General features: G+C 59.5%; 19 protein-coding genes, 1 other RNA gene and 1 pseudogene. 7 read left to right on the top strand and 14 right to left on the bottom strand.

Annotation, left to right across the window (positions count from 1 at the left end; all coding sequences use genetic code 11):
• Window positions 1-821 precede the first annotated feature (821 nt).
• Window positions 822-1,214, top strand: a complete 393-nt coding sequence (locus tag AD664_RS07580; protein ID WP_053145645.1) for a hypothetical protein — start codon at window positions 822-824, stop codon at window positions 1,212-1,214.
• A 116-nt stretch (window positions 1,215-1,330) separates the two neighbouring features.
• Here AD664_RS07580 and AD664_RS26920 read toward each other — a convergent pair.
• From AD664_RS26920 to AD664_RS07535, 11 genes and pseudogenes are all read right to left on the bottom strand, one after another.
• Window positions 1,331-1,558, bottom strand: a pseudogene (locus AD664_RS26920) (integrase); the annotation flags it as partial.
• 18 nt (window positions 1,559-1,576) lie between these two features.
• Complete coding sequence (locus tag AD664_RS07575) at window positions 1,577-2,707, bottom strand: hypothetical protein (RefSeq protein WP_157061551.1); 1,131 nt, start codon at window positions 2,705-2,707, stop codon at window positions 1,577-1,579.
• Between the two features lie 12 nt (window positions 2,708-2,719).
• A complete protein-coding gene (locus AD664_RS07570; protein ID WP_053145641.1) occupies window positions 2,720-3,466 on the bottom strand; it encodes a hypothetical protein in 747 nt (248 codons plus the stop codon).
• A 316-nt stretch (window positions 3,467-3,782) separates the two neighbouring features.
• Window positions 3,783-5,039 carry an integrase domain-containing protein gene (locus AD664_RS07565; RefSeq protein WP_053145639.1) on the bottom strand — a complete coding sequence of 419 codons (1,257 nt, stop codon included), beginning with the start codon at window positions 5,037-5,039 and terminating at the stop codon, window positions 3,783-3,785.
• A gap of 187 nt (window positions 5,040-5,226) precedes the next feature.
• Window positions 5,227-5,623, bottom strand: a transfer-messenger RNA (tmRNA) gene (gene ssrA, locus AD664_RS26915).
• 97 nt (window positions 5,624-5,720) lie between these two features.
• Window positions 5,721-6,002 (bottom strand): hypothetical protein, encoded by a 282-nt coding sequence (locus AD664_RS07560; protein WP_042729997.1) that lies wholly within the window; start codon window positions 6,000-6,002, stop codon window positions 5,721-5,723.
• Window positions 6,003-6,129: 127 nt separating this feature from the next.
• Complete coding sequence (locus AD664_RS07555; protein WP_053145637.1) at window positions 6,130-8,940, bottom strand: FAD-binding and (Fe-S)-binding domain-containing protein; 2,811 nt, start codon at window positions 8,938-8,940, stop codon at window positions 6,130-6,132.
• Entirely contained in the window at window positions 8,937-9,608 is a 672-nt protein-coding gene (locus AD664_RS07550) for a lactate utilization protein C (protein WP_053145635.1), read from the bottom strand. Before AD664_RS07550 ends, AD664_RS07555 begins: the two co-directional genes overlap by 4 nt.
• Window positions 9,605-11,062 carry a LutB/LldF family L-lactate oxidation iron-sulfur protein gene (locus tag AD664_RS07545; RefSeq protein WP_042730884.1) on the bottom strand — a complete coding sequence of 486 codons (1,458 nt, stop codon included), beginning with the start codon at window positions 11,060-11,062 and terminating at the stop codon, window positions 9,605-9,607. The genes AD664_RS07550 and AD664_RS07545 overlap by 4 nt, the downstream gene beginning before the upstream one ends.
• Complete coding sequence (locus AD664_RS07540; RefSeq protein ID WP_053145633.1) at window positions 11,059-11,883, bottom strand: (Fe-S)-binding protein; 825 nt, start codon at window positions 11,881-11,883, stop codon at window positions 11,059-11,061. Before AD664_RS07540 ends, AD664_RS07545 begins: the two co-directional genes overlap by 4 nt.
• Before the next feature lie 150 nt (window positions 11,884-12,033).
• Entirely contained in the window at window positions 12,034-13,728 is a 1,695-nt protein-coding gene (locus AD664_RS07535; RefSeq protein WP_047738373.1) for a lactate permease LctP family transporter, read from the bottom strand.
• Between the two features lie 263 nt (window positions 13,729-13,991).
• On the opposite strand from AD664_RS07535, the gene AD664_RS07530 reads away from it, so the two are divergent.
• A complete protein-coding gene (locus AD664_RS07530) occupies window positions 13,992-14,759 on the top strand; it encodes an FCD domain-containing protein (RefSeq protein ID WP_042730881.1) in 768 nt (255 codons plus the stop codon).
• A gap of 111 nt (window positions 14,760-14,870) precedes the next feature.
• Here the strand turns inward: AD664_RS07530 and smpB are convergent, their stop codons facing one another.
• Entirely contained in the window at window positions 14,871-15,353 is a 483-nt protein-coding gene (gene smpB / locus AD664_RS07525) for an SsrA-binding protein SmpB (protein WP_042730880.1), read from the bottom strand.
• Window positions 15,354-15,471: 118 nt separating this feature from the next.
• Between smpB and AD664_RS07520 the strand changes: the two genes are divergently transcribed.
• Genes AD664_RS07520 through AD664_RS07510 form a run of 3 tightly spaced genes read left to right on the top strand, consistent with a single transcriptional unit; the run spans window position 15,472 to window position 17,625 of the window.
• Window positions 15,472-16,875 (top strand): sodium-dependent transporter, encoded by a 1,404-nt coding sequence (locus tag AD664_RS07520; RefSeq protein ID WP_053145731.1) that lies wholly within the window; start codon window positions 15,472-15,474, stop codon window positions 16,873-16,875.
• Between the two features lie 7 nt (window positions 16,876-16,882).
• On the top strand, window positions 16,883-17,326 hold the full coding sequence (locus AD664_RS07515; protein WP_042730879.1) for a type II toxin-antitoxin system RatA family toxin: 444 nt from the start codon (window positions 16,883-16,885) through the stop codon (window positions 17,324-17,326).
• A complete protein-coding gene (locus AD664_RS07510; protein WP_053145631.1) occupies window positions 17,323-17,625 on the top strand; it encodes an RnfH family protein in 303 nt (100 codons plus the stop codon). The genes AD664_RS07515 and AD664_RS07510 overlap by 4 nt, the downstream gene beginning before the upstream one ends.
• 56 nt (window positions 17,626-17,681) lie before the next feature.
• On the opposite strand, the gene AD664_RS07505 is transcribed toward AD664_RS07510, so the two are convergent.
• Window positions 17,682-18,209: an outer membrane protein assembly factor BamE gene (locus AD664_RS07505; RefSeq protein WP_042730877.1), complete on the bottom strand. Its 528-nt coding sequence runs from the start codon at window positions 18,207-18,209 to the stop codon at window positions 17,682-17,684.
• 97 nt (window positions 18,210-18,306) lie between these two features.
• On the opposite strand from AD664_RS07505, the gene fur reads away from it, so the two are divergent.
• On the top strand, window positions 18,307-18,711 hold the full coding sequence (gene fur / locus AD664_RS07500) for a ferric iron uptake transcriptional regulator (RefSeq protein WP_042730876.1): 405 nt from the start codon (window positions 18,307-18,309) through the stop codon (window positions 18,709-18,711).
• 86 nt (window positions 18,712-18,797) lie between these two features.
• Here fur and recN read toward each other — a convergent pair whose 3' ends face one another.
• Complete coding sequence (gene recN / locus AD664_RS07495) at window positions 18,798-20,471, bottom strand: DNA repair protein RecN (RefSeq protein WP_042730875.1); 1,674 nt, start codon at window positions 20,469-20,471, stop codon at window positions 18,798-18,800.
• 241 nt (window positions 20,472-20,712) lie between these two features.
• On the opposite strand from recN, the gene grpE reads away from it, so the two are divergent.
• Window positions 20,713-21,279, top strand: coding sequence for a nucleotide exchange factor GrpE (gene grpE, locus AD664_RS07490; RefSeq protein ID WP_042730874.1), 567 nt, complete (start codon window positions 20,713-20,715; stop codon window positions 21,277-21,279).
• Window positions 21,280-21,330 lie beyond the last annotated feature (51 nt).

The following is a 21,330-nucleotide window of genomic DNA, read 5'->3' as shown; positions in this document are numbered from 1 at the left end:
GAGCGCCCGTCTCTTTCCGGGAGAAAGAGACGGGCGCAGGTTGGCGCACGGGAATGGCCAAGCGGATAGGTTGCTGCAGGGCAGCTATGAAAGGGGATGAGTTGCCGCAGTGGGCACACTGGTAAAAGTAGGCATCCATCACATCGCTGTGACCGTGCGAGCCGCCGGACGCTAATCGCACTTGGGGTGAACCACCACGATGTGGCATAGCCTCAAAGGTCCTGGCTACCTGGGTGCTGTCGAGGACAGCGCTGGTACGGTTCTGATTTAGCGCTCGTACTGCTGGCGGTCAACCGTATTTTGGGGGTGACTCTTGCGCCCATTGGTAGCGCTGGAAGACCTTGGCGGCCGGTGGTTTTCCATGGCCGGGTGGTCGTTCGTCGGTTTTTAATGTGAGCCCATGCGAGTGGGAATGCGGAGCCTTCCCGCTCGCGTGGGCTTGGCCGAGAAAGCCCCAAGGGCGAGGCTTGCGGCGGCGACAGTCGCCACCTCTGTCGCCACGCTGCAGGCCAGGTATTACGCGGGTTGTCGCCGGTGTCGCCGCTGTCGCCAACAGAACTGCCATAGCATCTGGGGCGTCATTTGCGGCTAGTTTTGCATGCCGGGGCGCTGGATCAAGCTGGCAACTCTTTTCTGGGCGAAATGGTCATCAGGCTGTCTGGAGGTGAGAGAGTCAAGATGACCCATTGGAGCAAGGCAGCCGACACCATCAGCGGCCAGGGGGATGCCATCAAGGTTGGACGGCCTTGATTACAGCCAGCCACTAGAGGATAACTTGACCGCGCGGGAGGTCTTCGTTTCGCGGGCACGATGCCGGCGTAATGCATTTTCTGTGCAGTCTTAAGCTGGTCATTGAAATGCCCAGCCGAATGATGGCACTGTCTGACCTCACCAACGAAAGGATTCCAACTGTGTACCGCAAAGTTTCCCTGATTTTGTGCCTTAGCTGCTTGCCTGCTCTCTCTCAAGCCGCTGATTACGATATAAAAAAATACTGTGGAAAAGTTTCGGATGCAGTGGGCGGTAGTGCTCAGATTGAGCTCGGCTGTCGAGAGCAAGAAGCAGATGCCCGGGCTGAGATCCCGGCCAAGAACGCTTCGCCAAAGATACTGGCTTACTGTGATCGAGTAGCGAAAGCAGTAGGCGGGAGTTACCAAATATTGTCAGGTTGCATCGATCAAGAGCAGGAGGCCCAAGCGCAACTCGACAGGTGATCCTATTTAGTCAATCAAACCCGCCCCGGCGGTTTTTTTCATTTCTGAATCAATGGATGAGCCTGCCGCTGATCATGCTGGGTGGCATCCCCATACCGGCGCTATTCGGGAGGCCTTTAGTGTATCGGCACGACGTTGTGGTTCTTGGTTTGATTGATCGCAGATGCTAACAGGCTGCCGGTGGCCGCCTTCTGGATATGCTCACTCCACCAGGCCATCATCGGACGCCGACGTTCGATGTAATCCGCTCAGTTGTAGGCGCTCCGAACGTCATCCTTGTCGACATGCGCTAGCGCGATTTCAATCAGCTCCGGATCGCACTCATGCTCATTCAAGATGGTGCTGCCTGCCAGAGCCGTGAATCAAAGCTGATAAGCCCCCACGCATTGACCATCAAGCATTTCGATGGTGAGCGTGACCTTTGCTTCTCTTTCAAGCAGCAGTTGCTGGGCTCTATGGATCTCAGTCTGGGCGCTACTCTTCAGCTCAGGCAACCTTTCCTCTTTCCATTGACGCAACTCGATGCGTTTGAGCTGGAGTGTGGACTGCCATTCCCAGACAGCACTCAGCGTATCGATACGCTTGTCCACGGCGTCCTTGAACGTTTCCAAGGGGCCGTTAGAGTCGAAAAAAGTCTGCACCTCTGCTTCGAGATCCTGCTGACGTTTAGCTAACAGTGAGGTCTTGCCCGTGATCTTCCCAAGAAGGCTACAAGCGACCCATCGACCGCTCATACACAGCTTCCATTCCTCGACGAGTCGTTCGGCCTTTTCTTGTTCAGCTGCCAATTTGGCCGTTAAGCCAGATGACGTGTCAAACAGCCCTGGAGAATCAAACTCGACCACCTTCCTCTTGAGTCCGAGCAGTTCAAGGCTGAGATGATCATTGATACCGCTGAGCTTAAGCTCAATCGCCTCCAACTGAGCACGAGCAGCGTCATCCCGTTCCCCATGTTGAAGCATGGCTGCGACCTGCTGAAGATACTTCAACGATCCAGTGATTTCGGATTTACGTTGATCTGCAAGAAAAGATGAAATGGAATCGATGCCGGCTTTTATTTCGTCGAGCTTGGCGCTGATATCTGCAAGGTGCTTCTGCGCCACGACCACCGAAGCGATTTGAAATAGCGCGGCGGAATTGACCAGATTTTGAAGACGCTCCGGCTCGAATAAGCTCGCATGTTCTTTGATCTTGCCGCCCTCGATTGTAAAAGCGCGGAAGCCCTCTCCGTTGGCCACCTTTGCAAGCGGGCCGTCAATTACAACCTCCATCAGACGCGACTGTGCAACTTCTGTAGCTACCGCTGCACTGGGGATAGCCTGCAATAGCGGCGAAAGTTTATCGATGCCTAGTGAGGATCTATCGATGCATTTAGATCCTTTGGGTACGGCATCCAATGACCTCAGGGTCACCAAAGGCTTGTCCCCATCCACACCGATGATTACCACATCGGTTGCAAATGAGCAGTGCGGGGATTCGTTTACTGACCTCATGTCTACCTTCCCTTACCCTGCGGACGCGCCCGCGTGCTTTTGTCGAATGTACGCAATTTGCGCGACACATGGCAATGTGACTCTGTACGCCTCTTTGGCCGCAATATGTACACCAGCAGCCCCCGCCAGCGCAACGCCGACCGGGCCCAATAACCCAGTCGCTACTCGTCCAACAACCGTAGTCACTCCTACTGAGAAAGCGCCTTCAGCTAACAAGGCGCCAATGCCACTTACTCCTACAAAACCCGCTTTGGCTGCACCGAGCCCTCCACCGCGTATTGCAGCGAGTATTGCCGCTAGCCCTATATCAATCGCGCCATTGGCGTCATGGAATTTCCGCGCAAAGTCAGCACGTTCATGTGCGCTCATCTTCTCCCAGACCTTGGTTACGAGCTTCTCCAAAACCTTCAATTCAAGCGCCTCGATTGACTCATTCCCCGTTACGCTGCCACCGACGTATTTCAGGACATCCCTCACAATTTCTGCGTACGGGACGCCAGTCCGGCGGATTAAGTTAGCAATGCTGTTTCCTCCAAAGAGCTGGAGTTCGCGGATCAGAAGCAACAGCGTATCGCGTGAGTATTTGTTCTTCTGCTTCGCGGCTACCAGCGCTTTACTGACATCGGCAGCCATTGCCAGGCGCCCGTCACCAGAGTCGGTAAGAAAGTCCACGAGTGAACCTACATCTGCAGCATCTGCCGCCTGCAAAAGCGTCAGCAAATCCTTATCACCATTGACCACGTCTTCTTCATACGCCACGAGCTATTACCTCTTTTGTGTTGGCCCTGAAAACTCTGCAGGCACATAACTATCTGATTAAAATGAATTTCAATCGATCATTTTCACAGTTAAGCCGAAGTGGTCGCGACGCGTGAAGCTCTGCCGCGAGGCTTCAATTTCTTTGCTTATCGGCCTGACTAAACAAGTCTTAAGCACCTCTGCAACTACCGGTATTTCAAGCCTTTGATTTTGGGGTAAGAGCAGCGGTGTACTTGGCGACAGTCGCCATGTCTGTCGCCATGCTGCGCGCCACGGATTACGCGAGTCGCCGCCGCTGTCGCCAACAGGTGACCGCTCACCGTATCGGCACGACATTGCGGTTCCTAGTGTCATTGATGGCAGCTACCGACAGGCTGCCAGTGGCCGCTTTCTGGATGTGCTCACTCCACCAAGCCATCATCGGACGCCGGCGCTCGATGTAGTCCGCTCGGTTGTAAGCGCTTCGGACTTCGTCCTTGTCGACATGCGCCAGTGCGACCTCTATCAGCTCCGGATCCCACCCATGCTCGTTCAGGATGGTGCTGGCCATGGAACGCATGCCGTGGCTGACCAACCGGTCCTGGAAGCCCATGCGTTTCAACGCCATGTTGGCGGTCTGGCTGTTGGCGTGGGTGCGCGGATTTCTATCTGCCGGGAACACGTATTCCCTATGGCCGCTGTGGGGCTTGAGCGTCTCCAGTAACGCGAGTGCCTGTTCGGTCAGCGGGATGCTGTGTGGGCGGCGCTTCTTCATCCGCTCCGGAGGGATGGTCCACACACGCCTCTCAAAGTCGATGTCTGCCCAGCGAGTGGTCGCGGCCTCGGCAGGACGGGTCATGGTGTGCAGTTGCCATTCGATCAGGCAGCGGGTGATCCGCTTGATGCTGGCGTTTGCGATTTCGATCATGAGCTCGGAAAGCTCATCGGGTCGTAGCGCGGCCATGTTCTGTTTCTTGGGTTTCTTGAATATTGCGCGAATGCCACTGAGGGGGTTCGCAAAGATCAGTCCTGAATTGACCCCATAGGTCATGATTTCGTTGAGCCGTTGGCTCAATCGCTTTACTGTCTCGAGGCTGCCTTTGGCCTCGATTGGGCGAAGCAGTTCGATGACCATTGGTGCGCTGATTTTTGAAAGCGGCGTTGTTTTCAGGTCTGGAAATACATGCAGCGTGAGCGACCGCCAAATGTCCTCGGCGTAGGCCGGCGTGACCGAGTCTTTCTTAAGCTCGAACCAGGCGGTGGCCACGTTCTCGAAGGTGTGTTCCGTTTCTGCGCGCTTGGCCTCACTCAGCGCATCGCGCTGCACCTTCGGATCGATGCCTTGGGCGAGCAGCTCGCGTGCTTCGACCGCCATCTTTCGGGCGTTCGCCAGTGACAGTTCGGGGTAGGTGCCCAAGCCCATGTTGATGCGGTTCTTGGTCACCGGTTCACGGTAATTGAAATTCCACAGCAGAGAGCCATTGCTGCGTACACGGAGCTGCAAACCGTCACCGTCGGTGAGGACATAATCCTTGGACGCGGGTTTGACTCCCTTGAGCTGCCGATCGGAGAGGCGGAGGGTTTGAGCAGGCATGAGATTTTCCTCAGGCTCTGATTTGGTATTCCAAAGATTAGCACCGGATTGCCTGGAATACCGTTTGGAATACCCGAATGGCTGGAACTCAGAAAATCTCAGAAGACCGCAAAAGCGCTGGAAGCCGCGTGTTTACTGGGTTTCAGGCACAAAAAAAGACGTCCGTGGACGTCTTTAGATGTTGAAGTGGTGGAGCCGGGGGGATTTGAACCCCCGTCCGCCAGTACTCCGCTGTCGGTACTACATGCGTAGCCGTGTCTATTAAGTTAACCCTCAGCGACCCGACGGGCAGGGTGCTTTGGGCGAGTTGTGTAAGTTTTAGCCGCTTCGTCCACAACGTACTGCACGGCGATTCTGTTCTATATGACAATCACTTTGGGTTTACAGACATCCCCTAATGATTGCTGGACCCGAAGGTACCAGAAGCTCAGGATCTAAGGCTGCTTACGCAGCGATAGCGAATTCCTGGCCGTAGTTTTCGTCATTGGCAACTATAGAAGTTGCAACAGTGGATTTACGAGTTCTGTTACCAACTCGGCATGCACCTAAAGTTTCGCAACCGGCGTCGAATCCTAAACGGCCCCGAACCTGTCGCTTCGTGAAACTGCTGAAGCGACAGGCGTTTGCAGTGTACGCCAATCTGGGGCTGAGGCCAACCCGGAGGTTGGCCTTGCCCACCGATCACTTGTTGGTGCCGTCGGAGGCTTGTCTGATTTCCAGGATGGTTTGCTGGGTTTCAGCAACGCATTCGTCAATTTTGCCTTGCGCTTTGAGCTCTTGTGCCCTTGTTACGCTGCGTGTCACACGGTCATTGAGATCGGCCGAGGATTGGTACTGTGTCTTGGCATTGTTGATGGTTTGGATATTGGCTTCGCACAGGCTGTCCGGCTTATCGGCGGCGAACGAAGCGGAGGCCATCATCGAGGCAGTAATGAATAGACCTAACAGCGCAGAACGTTTCATATGTATCTCCTTGAACTGAGGATCCAGACTTCGCTGGCCGTCAGACGGACAACCGAATGTAGGAAAAGCCCCAACGTTTGGGGCTTGTTCTGTGGACTACCGTCGCGCTGAAGGGTTCTATTTTTCTTCAGGTAGCCCTGGCTTGAGTCACCCGATCCACCAGGTAGACCAGTCCGTGGTAGTCGATGGTGCCGTGTTGTGTCAGGCCGATCTCGCAGGTGCGGCTGGTGGAGATGCCTTCGCTGCAATGCTGGACGGCGTCCTTGAGTGTGCGCAGTGAGTGGGCGTTGAGTTCCGGTGTGGTGAAGCCTTTGTCGCCGGCAAAGCCGCAACAATGAATGCCTTCGGGAACGACCACGTGTTTGCTGCATTTGCGCGCCAGGTCGATCAGTGCCTGGCTTTCGCCCAGGTGCTGGGTGCTGCAGGTAACGTGTACCGCGATGGGGGCTTCTTGTGGGGTGAAGTCCAGGCGATCCATCAAGTGCGTGCGGATGAAGCGTACCGGGTCGTACAGGTCCAGGCGTGTTTCGCCAAGGTCCTGGACCAACCGCAAGGTGCAGGGGCTGGTGTCGCAGTAGATGGGGTCGAGCCCGCCGCGGCTGGCGTGCAGCAGGGCGGCGATCAGTTCCTGGCGCTTGTGGTCGGCTTGTTCGGCGTAGCCTTTGGAGGCAAAGGGTTGGCCGCAGCACAGGTTGTCCTGATTGTCGGGAATGACGACTTGATAGCCGGCTTTTTCCAGCAGGCTGCGGGTCTTGTCGTACAGCGAGGCCTGTTCTTTGTCCCCTGCCGCCGGGCCCATGACGCGTGACACGCAGGCCGCCAGGTAGACCACGCGCGGGCGTTCGTCCGCCACGGCAGGGCTGAAGCGGATGGCTTTTTCCGGCTGGGGCATGGCGTTGGTCCACTGCGGCACCTGGCCCTTGGACAGCCGTGACACCGTTGCCGAGAGTTTCGCCAGGCGCGGCGCCCCCAGCAGCATGCGTGCGCCGTTGGCGACGTGCAGGGTGAAGCGCAGGCCTTGCAGTGTGGTGGCGAAGTTTCCTTCGATCCAGTTGGCGGTTTTCGTGCGCGTGGCTTCTCGGCTGCGCAGCTTTTTCACCAGCTCACCGGTGTTGATGCCTACGGGGCAGCGTTGAGCACACAAGCCGGTGGCCGCGCAGGTGTCGATGCCCTGGTATTGATAGGCCTGTTCCAGCTCGGTGGTGTCGGTGCCGGCCCGTTGTTTGGCCTGGATGTCGCGCCAGATCACGATGCGTTGGCGCGGGCTCAAGGTCAGGTCTTTGGAGGGGCAGACCGGTTCACAGAAGCCGCACTCGATGCACTTGTCCACGATCTCGTCGGCGGCGGGCAGCGGTTTGAGGTGCTTGAGATGGATCTGTGGGTCTTCGCTGAGCACCACGTCCGGGTTGAGAATCCCCTGGGGGTCGAGCAGGCGCTTGAGCTGCCACATCAGTTGATAGGCATCGCTGCCCCATTCCAGCTCGACGAAGGGCGCCATGTTGCGGCCGGTGCCGTGTTCGGCTTTCAGCGAACCGCCGAACTCCACGGCCACCAGTTGCGCGACGTCGTCCATGAACGCCTGGTAGCGTGCGATTTCGTCGGCGCTGTTGAAGCCTTGGGTGAAGACGAAGTGCAGATTGCCTTCCAGTGCATGTCCGAAAAGGATCGCTTCGTCGTAGTGATGTTTGTCGAAGAGTTCGATCAGGCGGTTCACACCGATGGCGAGTTGCTCCACCGGGAAGGTCACGTCTTCGATGATCACCGTGGTGCCGGTCTTGCGGACTGCGCCCACCGCCGGGAAGGTGTCTTTGCGGATGGCCCAGAGCCGGGCGTTTTCCCGTGGGTCTTCGGTAAAGTCGACTTGTTTTTCCACCGGGAAGCCGGCCAACGAGGCCATGATCCGGGCGAGTTGCTCTTGCAGCAAGGATGAAGATGCCGCGCGGGATTCGATCAACAGGGCGCAGGCATTCGTCGACAGATACTGTACGAAATCCGGCATGCCCGGCTTGTCCTGCACCGAGCGCAGGCTGCGGCGGTCGAGCAGTTCCACGGCCGACACCGGCTGGCTTTTCAGCACGGTGACGGCGTTGCAGCAGGTTTCCACGTCAGGGAACACAATCAGCGCCGAGGCTTTGTGCGGATGGTCGATCACGGTGTTGTAGGTCACCGCGCTGATGAAACCCAGGGTGCCTTCCGAGCCCACCAGCAGGTGGCTCAAGATATCCACAGGCTCGTCAAAATCCACCAGCGCGTTGAGCGACAGCCCGGTGGTATTTTTCAGACGGTACTTGTGGCGAATTCGGGCAGCCAGTTCACTGTTGTCGCGGGTCTCGCGGCCCAGGGTAGCCAGGCGCTCCAACAGGTCTGCGTGGCTGTTGCGAAACGCCGCGACGCTGGCGGCGTCCTCGGTGTCGAGGCGGGTACCATCGGCCAGTACCAGGCGAATGCCGGCCAGGGTGTGATAGGTGTTTTGCGCCGTGCCGCAGCACATGCCGCTGGCGTTGTTGGCGACGATGCCGCCAATCTTGCAGGCGTTGATCGAGGCCGGATCGGGGCCGATCTTGCGCCCGAACGGTGCCAGCCAGGCGTTGGCCTGGGCGCCAATCACGCCCGGTTGCAAGCGGATCTGCGTGCCTTGCCCGCGAATCTCCCGGGCGTTCCAGTTATCCCCCAGCACGATCAGCACCGAGTCGCTGATGGCCTGGCCGGACAAGCTGGTGCCAGCCGCGCGGAAGGTGACCGGAACCTGGTCGCGCTGGGCCAGTTGCAGCAGGGCGACCACTTCATCTTCGGTTTCGACCCGCACCACCAGTTTCGGAATCAGCCGGTAGAAACTGGCGTCGGTGCCGAAGGCCAGGGTCGACAGCGGGTCGTCGAATCGGCGCTTGGCTGGGATCAGTTGGTGGACGTCGTGTAGGAAAGCAGCCGGAAGCGTCATTGGTCCTCCAGGATCAAGACCACCAGGTCCTTCGGACCGTGGGCGCCGTAGGCCAGCACCTGTTCGATGTCGGCGGTTTTCGATGGGCCCGACACCAGCAGGGCATTGGTGGGCATGCCTTGGGCCCATTCGAATGCCTGCTGCACTTCATAGAAGTTGTTGTGGATCTCGCTGGCCTTGAGCAAGGCGAAATGCACCGGTGGCACCAGGCTCATCAGGCGTGGCTCTTCCCGTGTTGGCCAAAGGATCAGGCTGCCGGTGGCGGCGATGGCGCCGAGGGTTCCGGTCAGGCTGGCGGGCGTCTCGTTGAACAGCTCGGCTTTCCATTCTTCTATCGGCCGGTCGTAGGCCTTGAGCGTCGGCAGGTCCGGATGATTCGCCCAGTACTGCGTGATTTTTTTCCCGTGGGGTGTCGTCGGGGCAATCAGCAGGCTTGGCAGTTGGCGGTCGCGCAGCAGTTGGGCGAGCAACGCCGGCCAGTCCTCGGCACGGGTCAGGTGGATTTCGGTGTGCACCGCTTCCATCAACTTGCGCAACTGCGGGATGCGTTCTTCGGACGCATAGCGGTAGGTCTGCGTCACCAGGTCGACATCGAAGTTGTCGGCCACGGACGTGGTGCCGGTCAGGCTTTTACGCAACTTGGCGAGGATGTTTTCCTTGGCGCTCATCGACGGTCTCCCGGGCGGTTCAGGTGTTCGCGGGCCAGGTCATGCAATGAGCGGGCGGCGGGTTGGGGGGCGCTGTGGTTTTGCGTCCAGGGGCCGACGTTGCGCGGCGTGAGGGCGCGCAGGCGCGTGGCGAGGAAACCGAACAGCCGATACAGGCGCGGCGAGCTGTTGAGCCACGCCCAGGCATTCCAGATGAAGCGTTCCTTGGGCGAGTATTTGCTGCCCTGGCCACGCATCACTTGATGCGGGCTGTCCGGTGCCTTGACGTTTTCTTCGCGCAGGCGCCGCAGCAGGGCCGGGATCGGAATCTTCACCGGGCACACTTCTCCACAGGCACCGCAGAGTGATGAGGCGCTGGGGTGATCGGGCACCTTGGCCAGGCCGACCATGTGTGGCGTGATGATTTTTCCGATAGGCCCCGGGTAAACCTCCCCATAGGCGTGGCCGCCGATTCGGGTGTACACCGGGCAATGATTCATACAGGCGCCGCAGCGGATGCAGTTCAGGGTCTGGCGCAATTCACTGTCGGCAAAGGCCTGGCTGCGACCGTTGTCCAGCAGCACCAGGTGAACTTCCTGGGGGCCGTCCAGTTCCTCGGCCTTGCGTGGGCCGGAGATCATGTTGACGTAGGTGGTGATCGGTTGGCCGAGGGCCGAGCGAGTCAGCAGCGAGAGCAATGGCACGACATCGCGCAGGTTCTCCACCACTTTTTCGATGCCGGTCACGGCGATGTGCACCGGTGGCACGGTGGTGGACATCCGTCCGTTTCCTTCGTTTTCCACCAGCAGCAGCGTGCCGGTTTCGGCGACGGCGAAGTTGACGCCCGACACGCCGATATCGGCTTCGAAGAATTTCTGCCGCAACACCTTGCGACCGATCTGAATGAGTTGGTCGACGTCCTTGGTGTACTCCACGCCGAGTTTGTCGTGGAACAAGGACGCGACCTGACCGGCATTCTTGTGGATCGCCGGCATAATGATGTGTGAAGGCTTCTCGTGATCGAGCTGGACGATGAACTCGCCCATGTCCGATTCCAGGCATTCAATGCCTTGAGCCGCGAGGACATGGTTCATTTCCATCTCTTCGCTGACCATCGATTTGCCCTTGATCACTTGCCGCGCCTCGTGAGCGCGGATGATCGAGAGGACGATGCCGTTGGCTTCGTCCACCGTTTCCGCCCAGTGCACGTTCACACCGTTGCGGGTCAGGTTGGTTTCAAGTTGTTCGAGCAGGTCGGGCAACTTGGATAACGCACGGGCGCGGACGGCATTGCCCAGCACCCGCAGGTGTTCTCTTTCGTGGGCATCGCTGAAGGACGTTGCCCGCTTGGTCATCAGTGAATCCATCGCGCTGCGAAAGTTGTTTCGCAGTTGCGTGTCGCCCAGCGCCTTGTGGGCTCGGGCGCGAAAATCTTCCTGCACCTCTACAGTGGGGATCAGCGTCGGCGTGCTCATGCGGCACCTCCGGTTCGCTGCCAGAGGAAACTCGCCAGATGCTGCCCGCGTAGCGCCTCCTGCTGCTTTTCCAACGCACCGTTGATGTTCATCAAGCAGCCGCAATCGGCACTGACGACCTTATGTGCGCCGGATTCCTTCAGCGCCCGGGTCTTGTCGGCCACCATCGCGCCGGAAATATCCGGCAGGCGCACGCTGAATGTCCCACCGAACCCGCAGCATTCACTTTCGTGACTGTGTTCCACGCGTTCCACGTTGTGCAGCTGCGCCAACAGGGCGCGGCCGTGCAGGTGGGTGTTCATTTCCCGCCGCGCCGAGCACGAAGTGTGCAGCGCCACCTTCACCGGCTCGCCGCCATCCTTCAACTGCACCTGACAGACGAACAACAGGAACTCGGCCAACTCGTAGGTCCGGGCGGCCAAGGCCCGGACTTGTTCAAGCGTGTCGGGTTCGTCCTTGAACAGGTCGCTGTAGTGCTCGCGCAACATGCCCGCGCAGGAGCCCGACGGCACGACCACCGGATAATCTTCGGCAAACAGCGCCAGTTGTGCCCGCGCCACGGTGCGTGCCTGCTCGGTGTAACCCGAGGTGTAGGCCGGTTGCCCGCAGCAACTCTGTCCTTGCGGGTATTCCACCCGGATCCCTTCGCGTTCCAGCAGGTGGATCGCATCCATCCCGGCTTCGGGGTAGAACAGGTCCACCACGCAGGTGCCGAACAGGTAGACCCGTTGCGGTTTCACGCTGGGGTATTGCCGCGGTTCAGGCAGTGGCGGGGCGACACGGGTCGCGTTCGGCACAGCGTTGTAAAAAAGCTCGCTCATCAGGCGTGTCTCCGGGTGGTCCCGGTTATCCGTCCGCTGAGGCTGCTGAATATAGAGAGCAAATCTTTCAGCAGCCTTGCAGACCCGGTGATCAATAGCGAACGCCGGCGGCTATTCCGGCGTCGGTTTTTTCTCTGCGGCGTGTGGTACTCAGTGCACCAGCATGCCGGTAAACCAATAGGCCTGGGCCAAGGTGATCAGGCCGACGATCGTTGCAAAGAATAGGCTGTGTTTGAGGGTGAACCGGAACAGATCCGATTCCTTGCCCACCAGCCCGGTCGCGGCACAGGCCACGGCGATCGATTGCGGCGAGATCATCTTGCCGGTCACGCCGCCGCTGGTGTTGGCGGCCACCAGCAAGGTGTCGTTGACGCCGAGTTGGTGCGCGGTGGTGGCTTGCAGAGAGCTGAACAGCGCGTTGGACGAGGTGTCGGAGCCGGTCAGGAACACCCCCAGCCATCCGAGGAACGGCGAGAAGAACGGGAACGCCGCGCCTGTGCCGGCCAGTACCAGGGCCATGGTCGACGACATGCCCGAATAGTTGGTGACGAAGGCAAACGCCAGGACCATACCGATGGACAGGATCGGCCAGCGCAGCTCGAAAAGGGTCTCTTTAAAAGTGGTAAGACCAGTTTTGAGGTTGATTTTCAACACCAGCATCGAGATCAGCGCGGAGAAGAAAATCGCCGTGCCGGTGGCGGAAATCGGGTCGAGTTTGAACACGGCCGGAATGGCGGTGGGGTTGATCACGATCGGCGCGACCTTGATCACCATCTGGTCCAGGTGCGGGATGGCAAAGTTGAACACCCAGCCGTACATCGAGCCGCCCGCGGCGAACATCGCCTTGAACGGTTTCAGGGTCCAGATCGTGACCAGCACGGTGAGGATCAGGAAGGGCGACCAGGCCTTGATGATTTCCCCCAGGCTGTAGGGCGAAGCCACGGTGCTGCGCGGTTGGCCGAAACCACCCACGCTGGCGGTGACCGTTGCGCCAGACGTGGCGCCGGCAATCTGGGCGCCCGCGGTGCGCTTGGGCTGCCAGACCTTCAGGAACAGGGTCAGGGCGATCAGGCTGGCGAGGGCCGAAGTGATGTCCGGCAGTTCCGGGCCAATGAAGTTGGAGGTGAAGTACTGGGTGACGGCAAAGCTCAGGCCGGCCACCAGTGCGGCTGGCCAGGTTTCCCGCACGCCGCGCAGGCCGTCCATCATGAACACCAGCCAGAACGGCACGAACAGCGACAACAACGGCAGTTGGCGACCGGTCATGGCGCCGATCTTGAAGGCGTCGATCCCGGTGACCTGACCGGCCACGATGATCGGAATACCCAGCGCGCCAAACGCGACCGGGGCGGTGTTGGCGATCAAGCACAGGCCGGCGGCGTACAGCGGATTGAACCCCAGGCCGACCAGCAGCGCGGCGGTAATCGCGACGGGTGCGCCGAAACCGGCGGCGCCTTCCAGGAAGGCTCCGAAGCAGAAACCGATCAGCAGCACTTGCAGGCGTTGGTCGTCGGTAATCGACAGCACCGAGCTGCGGATGACCTCGAACTGACCGCTCTTGACCGTCAATTTGTACAGGAACACGGCGGCCACGATGATCCAGGCGATGGGCCACAGGCCGTAGGCAAAGCCATATCCGGCGGCGGCGAAGGCCATGTCGGCGGGCATGTTGAAGGCAAATATCGCCACGGCAATCGCCAGGGCCAGGGTGATGCTGCCGGCCACGTGCCCCTTGAGGCGAAACACCGCCAGGGCCAGGAAGAAAAACACGATGGGAATGACGGCCGCGAGTGCGGACAAGCCGAGGCTGCCGAGCGGGCTGTAGAGCTGTTGCCAGGTTTGCATAGTGGGTGGGCCCCTAATTGTTGTTGGTCAGGCACTGATCAGCGAAAGTGGATAATTGGTAATACCAATTTACAAGCGCTGTCGGCTAGGGTAAAAGCCTTGGTTGTCGTGTGTCAATTTGCCGCTTGGAAACTTTCGTCGAATAAGCAGTGCAGATCGCATCTGATCTGCGTGTGCAAATGGCGTCTGGTGGGTGTGGCCGTGGCCCGGATGGGCCAGAATAGAGAGCCCGGCGAGCGGTCGGGATCGTGGAGAGTGGAGTTATGGGGTTTGATCAGATTCGTCAGCGCCGTTTGTCTGACGATATTGTCGAGCGGCTTGAAGGCATGATCCTTGAGGGCACGTTGAAGTCTGGCGAGCGGCTGCCGGCCGAGCGGACCCTGGCCGAACAGTTCGGTGTGTCACGGCCTTCGTTGCGCGAGGCGATCCAGAAGCTGGCGGCCAAGGGCTTGCTGGTCAGTCGCCAGGGGGGCGGTAACTACGTCGTGGAGTCACTGGGCTCGACGTTCAGTGACCCGTTGTTGCAATTGTTGGAAAGCAACCCCGATGCGCAGCGGGACCTGCTGGAATTTCGTCACACCCTGGAAGCGTCCTGTGCCTATTACGCCGCACAGCGGGCCACGGATGTCGATCGCGAACGCCTGACGGCAGCCTTCGAAGAATTGCAGGATTGTTATTCGCGGCACGAAGAGGTGAGTCGGGCGGAGGAGGGGGCGGCGGATGCGCGCTTCCACCTGGCGATCGCCGAAGCCAGCCATAACGCGGTCTTGCTGCACACCATCCGTGGCTTGTTCGACCTGCTCAAGCGCAATGTGGTGACCAACATCGGCGGCATGTACAAGCAGCGCAGCGAAACCCGCGACATGCTGATCAGCCAGCACCGCGAGCTGTACCAGGCAATCATGGACGGGCACGCCGAGCAGGCGCGGGAAGTGTCCAGCCGGCATATTCTGTACGTGCAGGAAGTCTTGGAAGAGGTGCGCCAGGAAGTGCAGCGAGTGGCGCGGGCAGAGCGGCGCAAGGGGATTTAGATTCGATCCTGTGGGAGCGAGCTTGCTCGCGATGGCGTACTGTCAGTCAACATCGATGTTGACTGACCCGCCGTTATCGCGAGCAAGCTCCCACATTCGATTTTCCGAGGGCTAGTCTTCCTTGCCCTTGTTGCGCACCGCACGCTGCAGTTCACGACCGGCGTCGCGCTCGCGTTCGGTATCGCGCTTGTCGTATTCCTTCTTGCCCTTGCCCAGCGCAATCTCGCACTTGATCAGGTGCTTGCTCCAGTACAGCGACGTACAGACGCAGGTGTAGCCTTTCTGCTGCACGGAGGCGAAGAGCTTTTCCAGCTCGCGCTTGTTGAGCAGCAGCTTGCGCGAGCGTACCGGGTCGGCGATCACGTGGGTGCTGGCCGTGGTCAGCGGGGTGATGTGACTGCCCAGCAGCCAGGCTTCGCCGTCCTTGAGCAGCACGTAGCTGTCCACCAACTGCGCCTTGCCGGCGCGCAGGCTCTTTACTTCCCAGCCGGCCAGGACCATGCCAGCCTCGAAACGTTGTTCGATGAAGTAGTCGTGTCGCGCCTTTTTATTTTGCGCGATGGTCCCTGTGGGGTGTTTCTTCTGTTTAGCCATAGGGGCGGCATTATAGGCAGTTGCGTGCGTGTCGGCTACGGTGAACCTGCATGCTTGAGCACCTTGAGTGAATCCCGGACAATGCGGCCTCTTTTTTGAACGCTTGGGCGTGATCACGATGTCGACAGACAAGGTTTCTGTCCACGGCAGTTGGGCTAGCCGCTGGGTCTTCATACTCGCTGCGACCGGTTCTGCGGTGGGGCTGGGTAGTATCTGGAAGTTTCCGTACATGGTCGGGGTCTACGGTGGCGGCGCCTTCGTATTGATGTTCCTGGCGTGCATCGCACTCATCGGCGCGCCGGTCATGCTCGCCGAGACCCTGATCGGTCGCCGCGCCCGGCAAAGTCCGGCCAATGCCTTGAAGGTGCTCGCGGTGGAAGCCGGGCACTCGACCAAGTGGTCGTGGGGCGCCTTCGCCGGAATGATCACGGCCTTGTTGATCCTGTCTTTCTATAGCGTGGTCGGCGGCTGGTCGCTGGACTACATCATCGACATGGGCCGCGGCGATTTCCAGGGCGTCGCGCCTGACCAGGTCGGAGCGTATTTCGGCAAGGTCATCGATGATCCCTGGCGGTTGACCCTCTGGCATACGATCTTCATGGTGCTGTCGGCGGTGGTGATCGCCAAAGGCGTGGTGGCCGGGCTTGAGCGCAGCTTGCGAATCATGATGCCGCTGCTGTTCGTGATGATCCTAGTGCTGCTGGGTTACAGCATGACCACCGGGCACTTCATGGAGGGCCTGCACTTCATGTTCGATTTCAAGCCGGAGAAAGTCCTGGATGGCTTGCTGCCGGCCATGGGGCACGCGTTCTTCTCGCTGAGCGTGGGGGTCGGCTCGATCATGATCTACGGCGCCTACATGCCCAAGAACGCTTCGCTTACCCGCACCGTCGTCGGTGTCGCGCTGCTGGACAGCTTCGTGTCGCTGATGGCGGGTGTGGCTTTGTTTCCGATTGTGTTCGCCGCCGGGCTCAACCCCAGCGAAGGACCGGGGTTGATGTTCGTCAGCCTGCCCTTTGCCTTCGGTAGCATGGCGTTCGGCCAAGTCATGGGCGTGGTGTTTTTCGTGCTGGTGGCTATTGCGGCCTGGAGTTCGGCGATTTCCCTGCTGGAACCCATGGTGGCTTACCTCGTGGAACGGACCCGGATCGGTCGCGCCTGGGTCACGTTCTGGCTGGCTTTCACCTGCTGGTTCGTAGGCCTGGGCACGGTGTTTTCCTTCAATATATGGAAGCAGGCGAAGTTTTTCGTGAACGAAGACGGCTTGTTCCACCTCTACCAGTGGGGAGCAACCGGAGGCCTGGATTTCTTCGGCGTGATTGATTTCTTCACATCACGGATCATGCTGCCATTGGGCGGGTTGTGTTTCGTGGTGTTTGCAGGATGGGTCATGGGGCGTGAGGCGGTGCGTGATGAATTGTCGCTGCGCAGCCCTGTATTGTTTGCCTTGAGCCTGTTCTTGATGCGCTACGTGGCGCCCATCGGCATTCTCGTAGTGTTTGCCGCCCAGCTGTGGAAGTGACGCTTACATGACGACACATATTCAACGCTCGGCCTTGCTGCCTTACCCGGCGCAGGCGCTGTACGACCTGGTCAACGATGTGGCCAGTTATCCACAGTTCCTGCCGTGGTGCTCGTCCGCCGAGGTACTGGAAAGCTCCGACACCCACATGCGCGCCAGTCTCGATATTGCCAAGGGTGGGTTGAGCCAGCGCTTCGTTACGCGCAATACCCTGGTGCCGGGGCAGTCCATCGAGATGAACCTGGAGGAGGGGCCGTTCAACCAGCTCCACGGTGTCTGGGTGTTCAAGCCTCTGGGCGACAAGGCCTGCAAGATCAGCCTGGACTTGTCCTTCGATTACGCCGGTCCATTGGTGCGGGCGACGCTGGGGCCGCTGTTCAACCAGGCGGCCAACACCCTGGTCGATGCGTTCTGCCAGCGTGCCAAGCAGAACGCAGAGCTCAAGCGTTGATTGAAATCGAAGTGGTGTACGCGTGCGTGGAGCGCCAGTTCTTGCGCGCATTCGCGGTGCCGGAAGGGACGAGCGTGCGCGCGGCGTTGACGGCCTCCGGGGTTGCCGAAGCCTTCCCTGAACTCGATCTGGCGACCTGCCCGGTCGGGATCTTTGGCAAGGTGGTTGTCGATCCCGAGAACCAGCAGGTGCAAGCCGCCGATCGCCTGGAAATCTACCGGCCGCTGCTGGCGGATCCGAAGGAGATTCGTCGCCTGCGTGCCCTCAAGGCAGCGCAAGCGCGCCAGTCCGAGCAGTAGTCCGTCGAATCGAGGCAATAAAAAACCCGGCATGCCGGGTTTTTTCATGTCGCCGATTATTGCGGCGAGGTGTCCAGCGGTTCTGGCGTCGGGACGGGTACGGTCTCGACGTTGTCCACATCCTTCTGGATCTGGTCCAGCAGCGATCCTGGCTTGGCCGGTTTTTCCGGTTTCGGCTTTTCGGCGTTCTGGGTCGGATCGGTAACGGTCGTACCGCTGTCCTTGCCCATGATGGCCTCGTCGCGGCTCACACCGGGCATGAAGTCGCCCGACAGGCTGACGAGCTGGTCATTGCCATTGAAGATAACGCTGATGCGTTCCTGTTGGCGCTCACCGCCACCTGGCTGCAAGCTGTACAGATAATCCCAGCGATCGGCATGGAACGTGTCGGCGAGCAGGGGGTTGCCCATGATAAACCGTACTTGCCGGCGGGTCATTCCCGGGCGTAACTGGTCTATCATGTCCTGCGTGACGACATTGCCCTGCTGGATGTCGATTTTGTAAACCCCGGGGAATGAACAACCGGCGAGTGCGAGCAGTCCCACGAAGGTGAAACTGGTTAGCAAGAGCTTGGTGTTTTGCATCGGTGGGCGACTTCCACTATCTTGGCTGGGACAACGTAAACGCCGATCATACCCGCATTAAGAGAAGCTGCGAAGCAGCATCGCGAGAAAGCTGACCATGGTTGAAAATAGCGAACTACGCAAAGCCGGCCTCAAAGTGACCCTGCCACGGGTCAAGATTCTACAAATGCTCGATTCTGCCGAGCAACGCCACATGAGTGCCGAAGACGTCTACAAGGCGCTTATGGAAGCTGGCGAGGACGTTGGTCTGGCCACGGTTTACCGTGTCCTGACTCAATTCGAGGCAGCGGGTCTTGTGGCTCGTCACAATTTCGATGGCGGTCATGCGGTCTTCGAATTGGCTGACGGGGAGCATCACGATCACATGGTGAACGTGGAAACCCGTGAGGTCATCGAATTCGTCAGCCCGGAAATCGAAAAGCTGCAAAAGGCAATTGCTGAGGAGTATGGCTTCGAGTTGATCGACCACCATCTCGTCCTGCACGTGCGCAAAAAGAAGTAAGCACGTTGCGTGAGCCACGGCTCCCAAAACGATAGAAGGCGACCCCAGGGTCGCCTTCTTGCTTTGTGGCTTTTATCGGTCGTATGTCAGGTTTTTGCGGCGATGACCATTTTTTTCGCGTGGGCCAGGGATTCCTTGGTGAGGTCGATCCCTCCCAGCATTCGAGCCACTTCCTCCACGCGCTCGCTCTTGTTGAGCTTGGACACGGCCGTTCGGGTGGCATCCTCGCCGCGCACCTTATGCACAAATAGATGCTGGTGCCCTTGGGCGGCCACTTGGGGCAAGTGAGTGACGGTCAGCACCTGACCGCGCTCCCCCAGTCGGCGCAGCAACTGGCCGACAATCTCCGCCGTCGGGCCGCCGATGCCCACGTCCACTTCGTCGAAGACCAGTGTCGGCACGCGCGAGGTCTGCGCCGTGATGACCTGGATGGCCAGGCTGATCCGTGACAACTCACCGCCCGAGGCGACTTTTGCCAGGGCCTTGAGCGGTTGCCCGGGGTTGGCGCTGACCAGCAATTCCACTTGCTCCAATCCGTTGGGCTGGAGTTCATCGCTGGCGTTGGGTTTCAGCTCGATGGTGAAGCGGCCCCCGGGCATGCCCAGGCGCTGGATTTCCTGTTCCACGGCGCTGGCCAGCCCGGTGGCGGCCTGCTGCCGAAGTGCGCTCAGCTCCTTGGCCTTTTCCTGGTAATGACGGGCGTAGGATGCCAGTTCTTCCCCCAGGCGCTCGATGGACTCATCGTTGGCGTTCAGGGTTTCCAGTTCCTCCAGCAGGCGTTGCTGAAGTTCGACGACGTCGGTCGGCTGGACGCGATGCTTGCGTGCCAGGGTATAGATGGTATCCAGCCGCTCTTCCAGGTATTGCAGGCGTGCTGGGTCGGCATCGAAGTGGTCGAGGAAGCGGTTCAGTTCCCCGACGGCTTCCTCGACCTGGATTTGTGCACTCGTCAGCAGGTTGGTCGCTTCGTTCAGGGCTCCGACCGAGTTGTTCACGCTGGTGAGTCGATTCAGGCTGGCGGTCAGCGCATTGAGCACGTTTCCCGAATCGCTTTCGCTGCACTGCTCCACGACCTGGCGGCAGATGCCCAGCAGGGCTTCGGCGTTGGTCAGGTTCTTGTGTTCCTGCTCCAGCTCTTCCAGTTCATTTTCGCCCAGGGCCAGGTTTTCCAGCTCCTCGAGCTGATAGCTCAGCAGTTGGTGGCGCGCCCGTTGTTCGTCGCCGGAGTTGGACAGTCGGTCCAGTTCCTGGCGCGTTTGTCGCCAGCGCTGGGCCGCCAGTTGAACCTGGCGCGCCAGGTCGGTGGCACCGGCGTACTCGTCGAGCAGGCGTCGATGGGTGTCGGTCTTGAGCAGGGATTGGTGTTCGTGCTGGCTATGGATGTCGATCAGCAGTTCGCCCAGGGCCTTGAGGTCGCCCAGTGGGCAGGGCGTGCCGTTGATGTAGCCTCGCGAGCGGCCTTCCGCCGTGATGACCCGGCGCAAGATGCACAGGCCGTCGGTGTCCAGGTCGCGCTCGGCCAGCCAGGCACTGGCTTCGGGGATGTCTACCAGGTCGAAGGTCGCCAGGATGTCGGCCTTGTCCGCGCCGGGACGCACCACGCCGTTGTCGGCGCGATCGCCCAGTGTCAGGCCCAGGGCGTCGAGCATGATCGATTTGCCGGCACCGGTTTCACCGGTGATCACGCTCATGCCTCGATCGAGTTCGAGGTCGAGGTGTTCGACGATGGCGTAGTTGTGTACGGACAGGTGCACCAGCATAAGGCCGCTCCCAGGCTTTAGGTCTGGTTATTTATACAGTGTTTTGTTTTGACCTGACAATGCCTTCGCTTAGCTCGATTTGCTTGAGTGGAAGCAATTCTTAGCGCTGGCTGGAATGGATATGCAGCTGTTTTTTGTAAGGTTAATTCGTCGGCAAGCCCTTGAAGCTGAAAAACCTGGCCCCATATACCGGGGCAGAAGCGCGAGTCGAGCTCGCGGACGAAATTGAAAGGAGAAATCTATGGCTGACGAACAGACGCAGGATACGCAAAATCTAGACGCCAATCAGGCTCCCCAGGATTCGGGTGATGATCTGGCAGCACGTGTACAAGTGCTCGAAGAGCAACTGGCCGGCGCGCAGGATCAGGCGTTGCGTGTGGCAGCCGACCTGCAGAATGTCCGCCGTCGCGCCGAGCAGGATGTGGAAAAAGCCCACAAATTCGCCCTGGAGCGTTTCGCCGGCGACCTGCTGCCGATCATCGACAGCCTGGAGCGCGGCCTGGAGCTGTCCAGCCCGGACGACGAAAACATCCGTCCGATGCGCGAAGGCATCGAGCTGACCCTGAAAATGTTCCAGGACACCCTCAAGCGTTATCAGCTGGAAGCCATCGACCCGCACGGCGAACCCTTCAACGCCGAGCATCACCAGGCCATGGCGATGCAGGAAAGTGCCGACGTCGAGCCAAACAGTGTCCTGAAGGTGTTCCAGAAGGGCTATCTGCTCAACGGTCGCCTGCTGCGCCCGGCCATGGTCGTGGTCAGCAAGGCGCCAGCTCCGGTTTCGCCTTCTATTGATGAGCAGGCTTGAAAACGGTCGTAACGGCCCCATCTATAAGTCAAGCGTTTAAGTGCTACCGCA

The sequence above is a fragment of the Pseudomonas sp. P97.38 genome (genome assembly GCF_001269745.1).
GTDB classification, from domain to species: domain Bacteria; phylum Pseudomonadota; class Gammaproteobacteria; order Pseudomonadales; family Pseudomonadaceae; genus Aquipseudomonas; species Aquipseudomonas chlororaphis_E.
The sequence above is the reverse complement of the archived record's forward strand: the minus strand, read 5'-3'. Positions and strand labels throughout refer to the sequence as shown.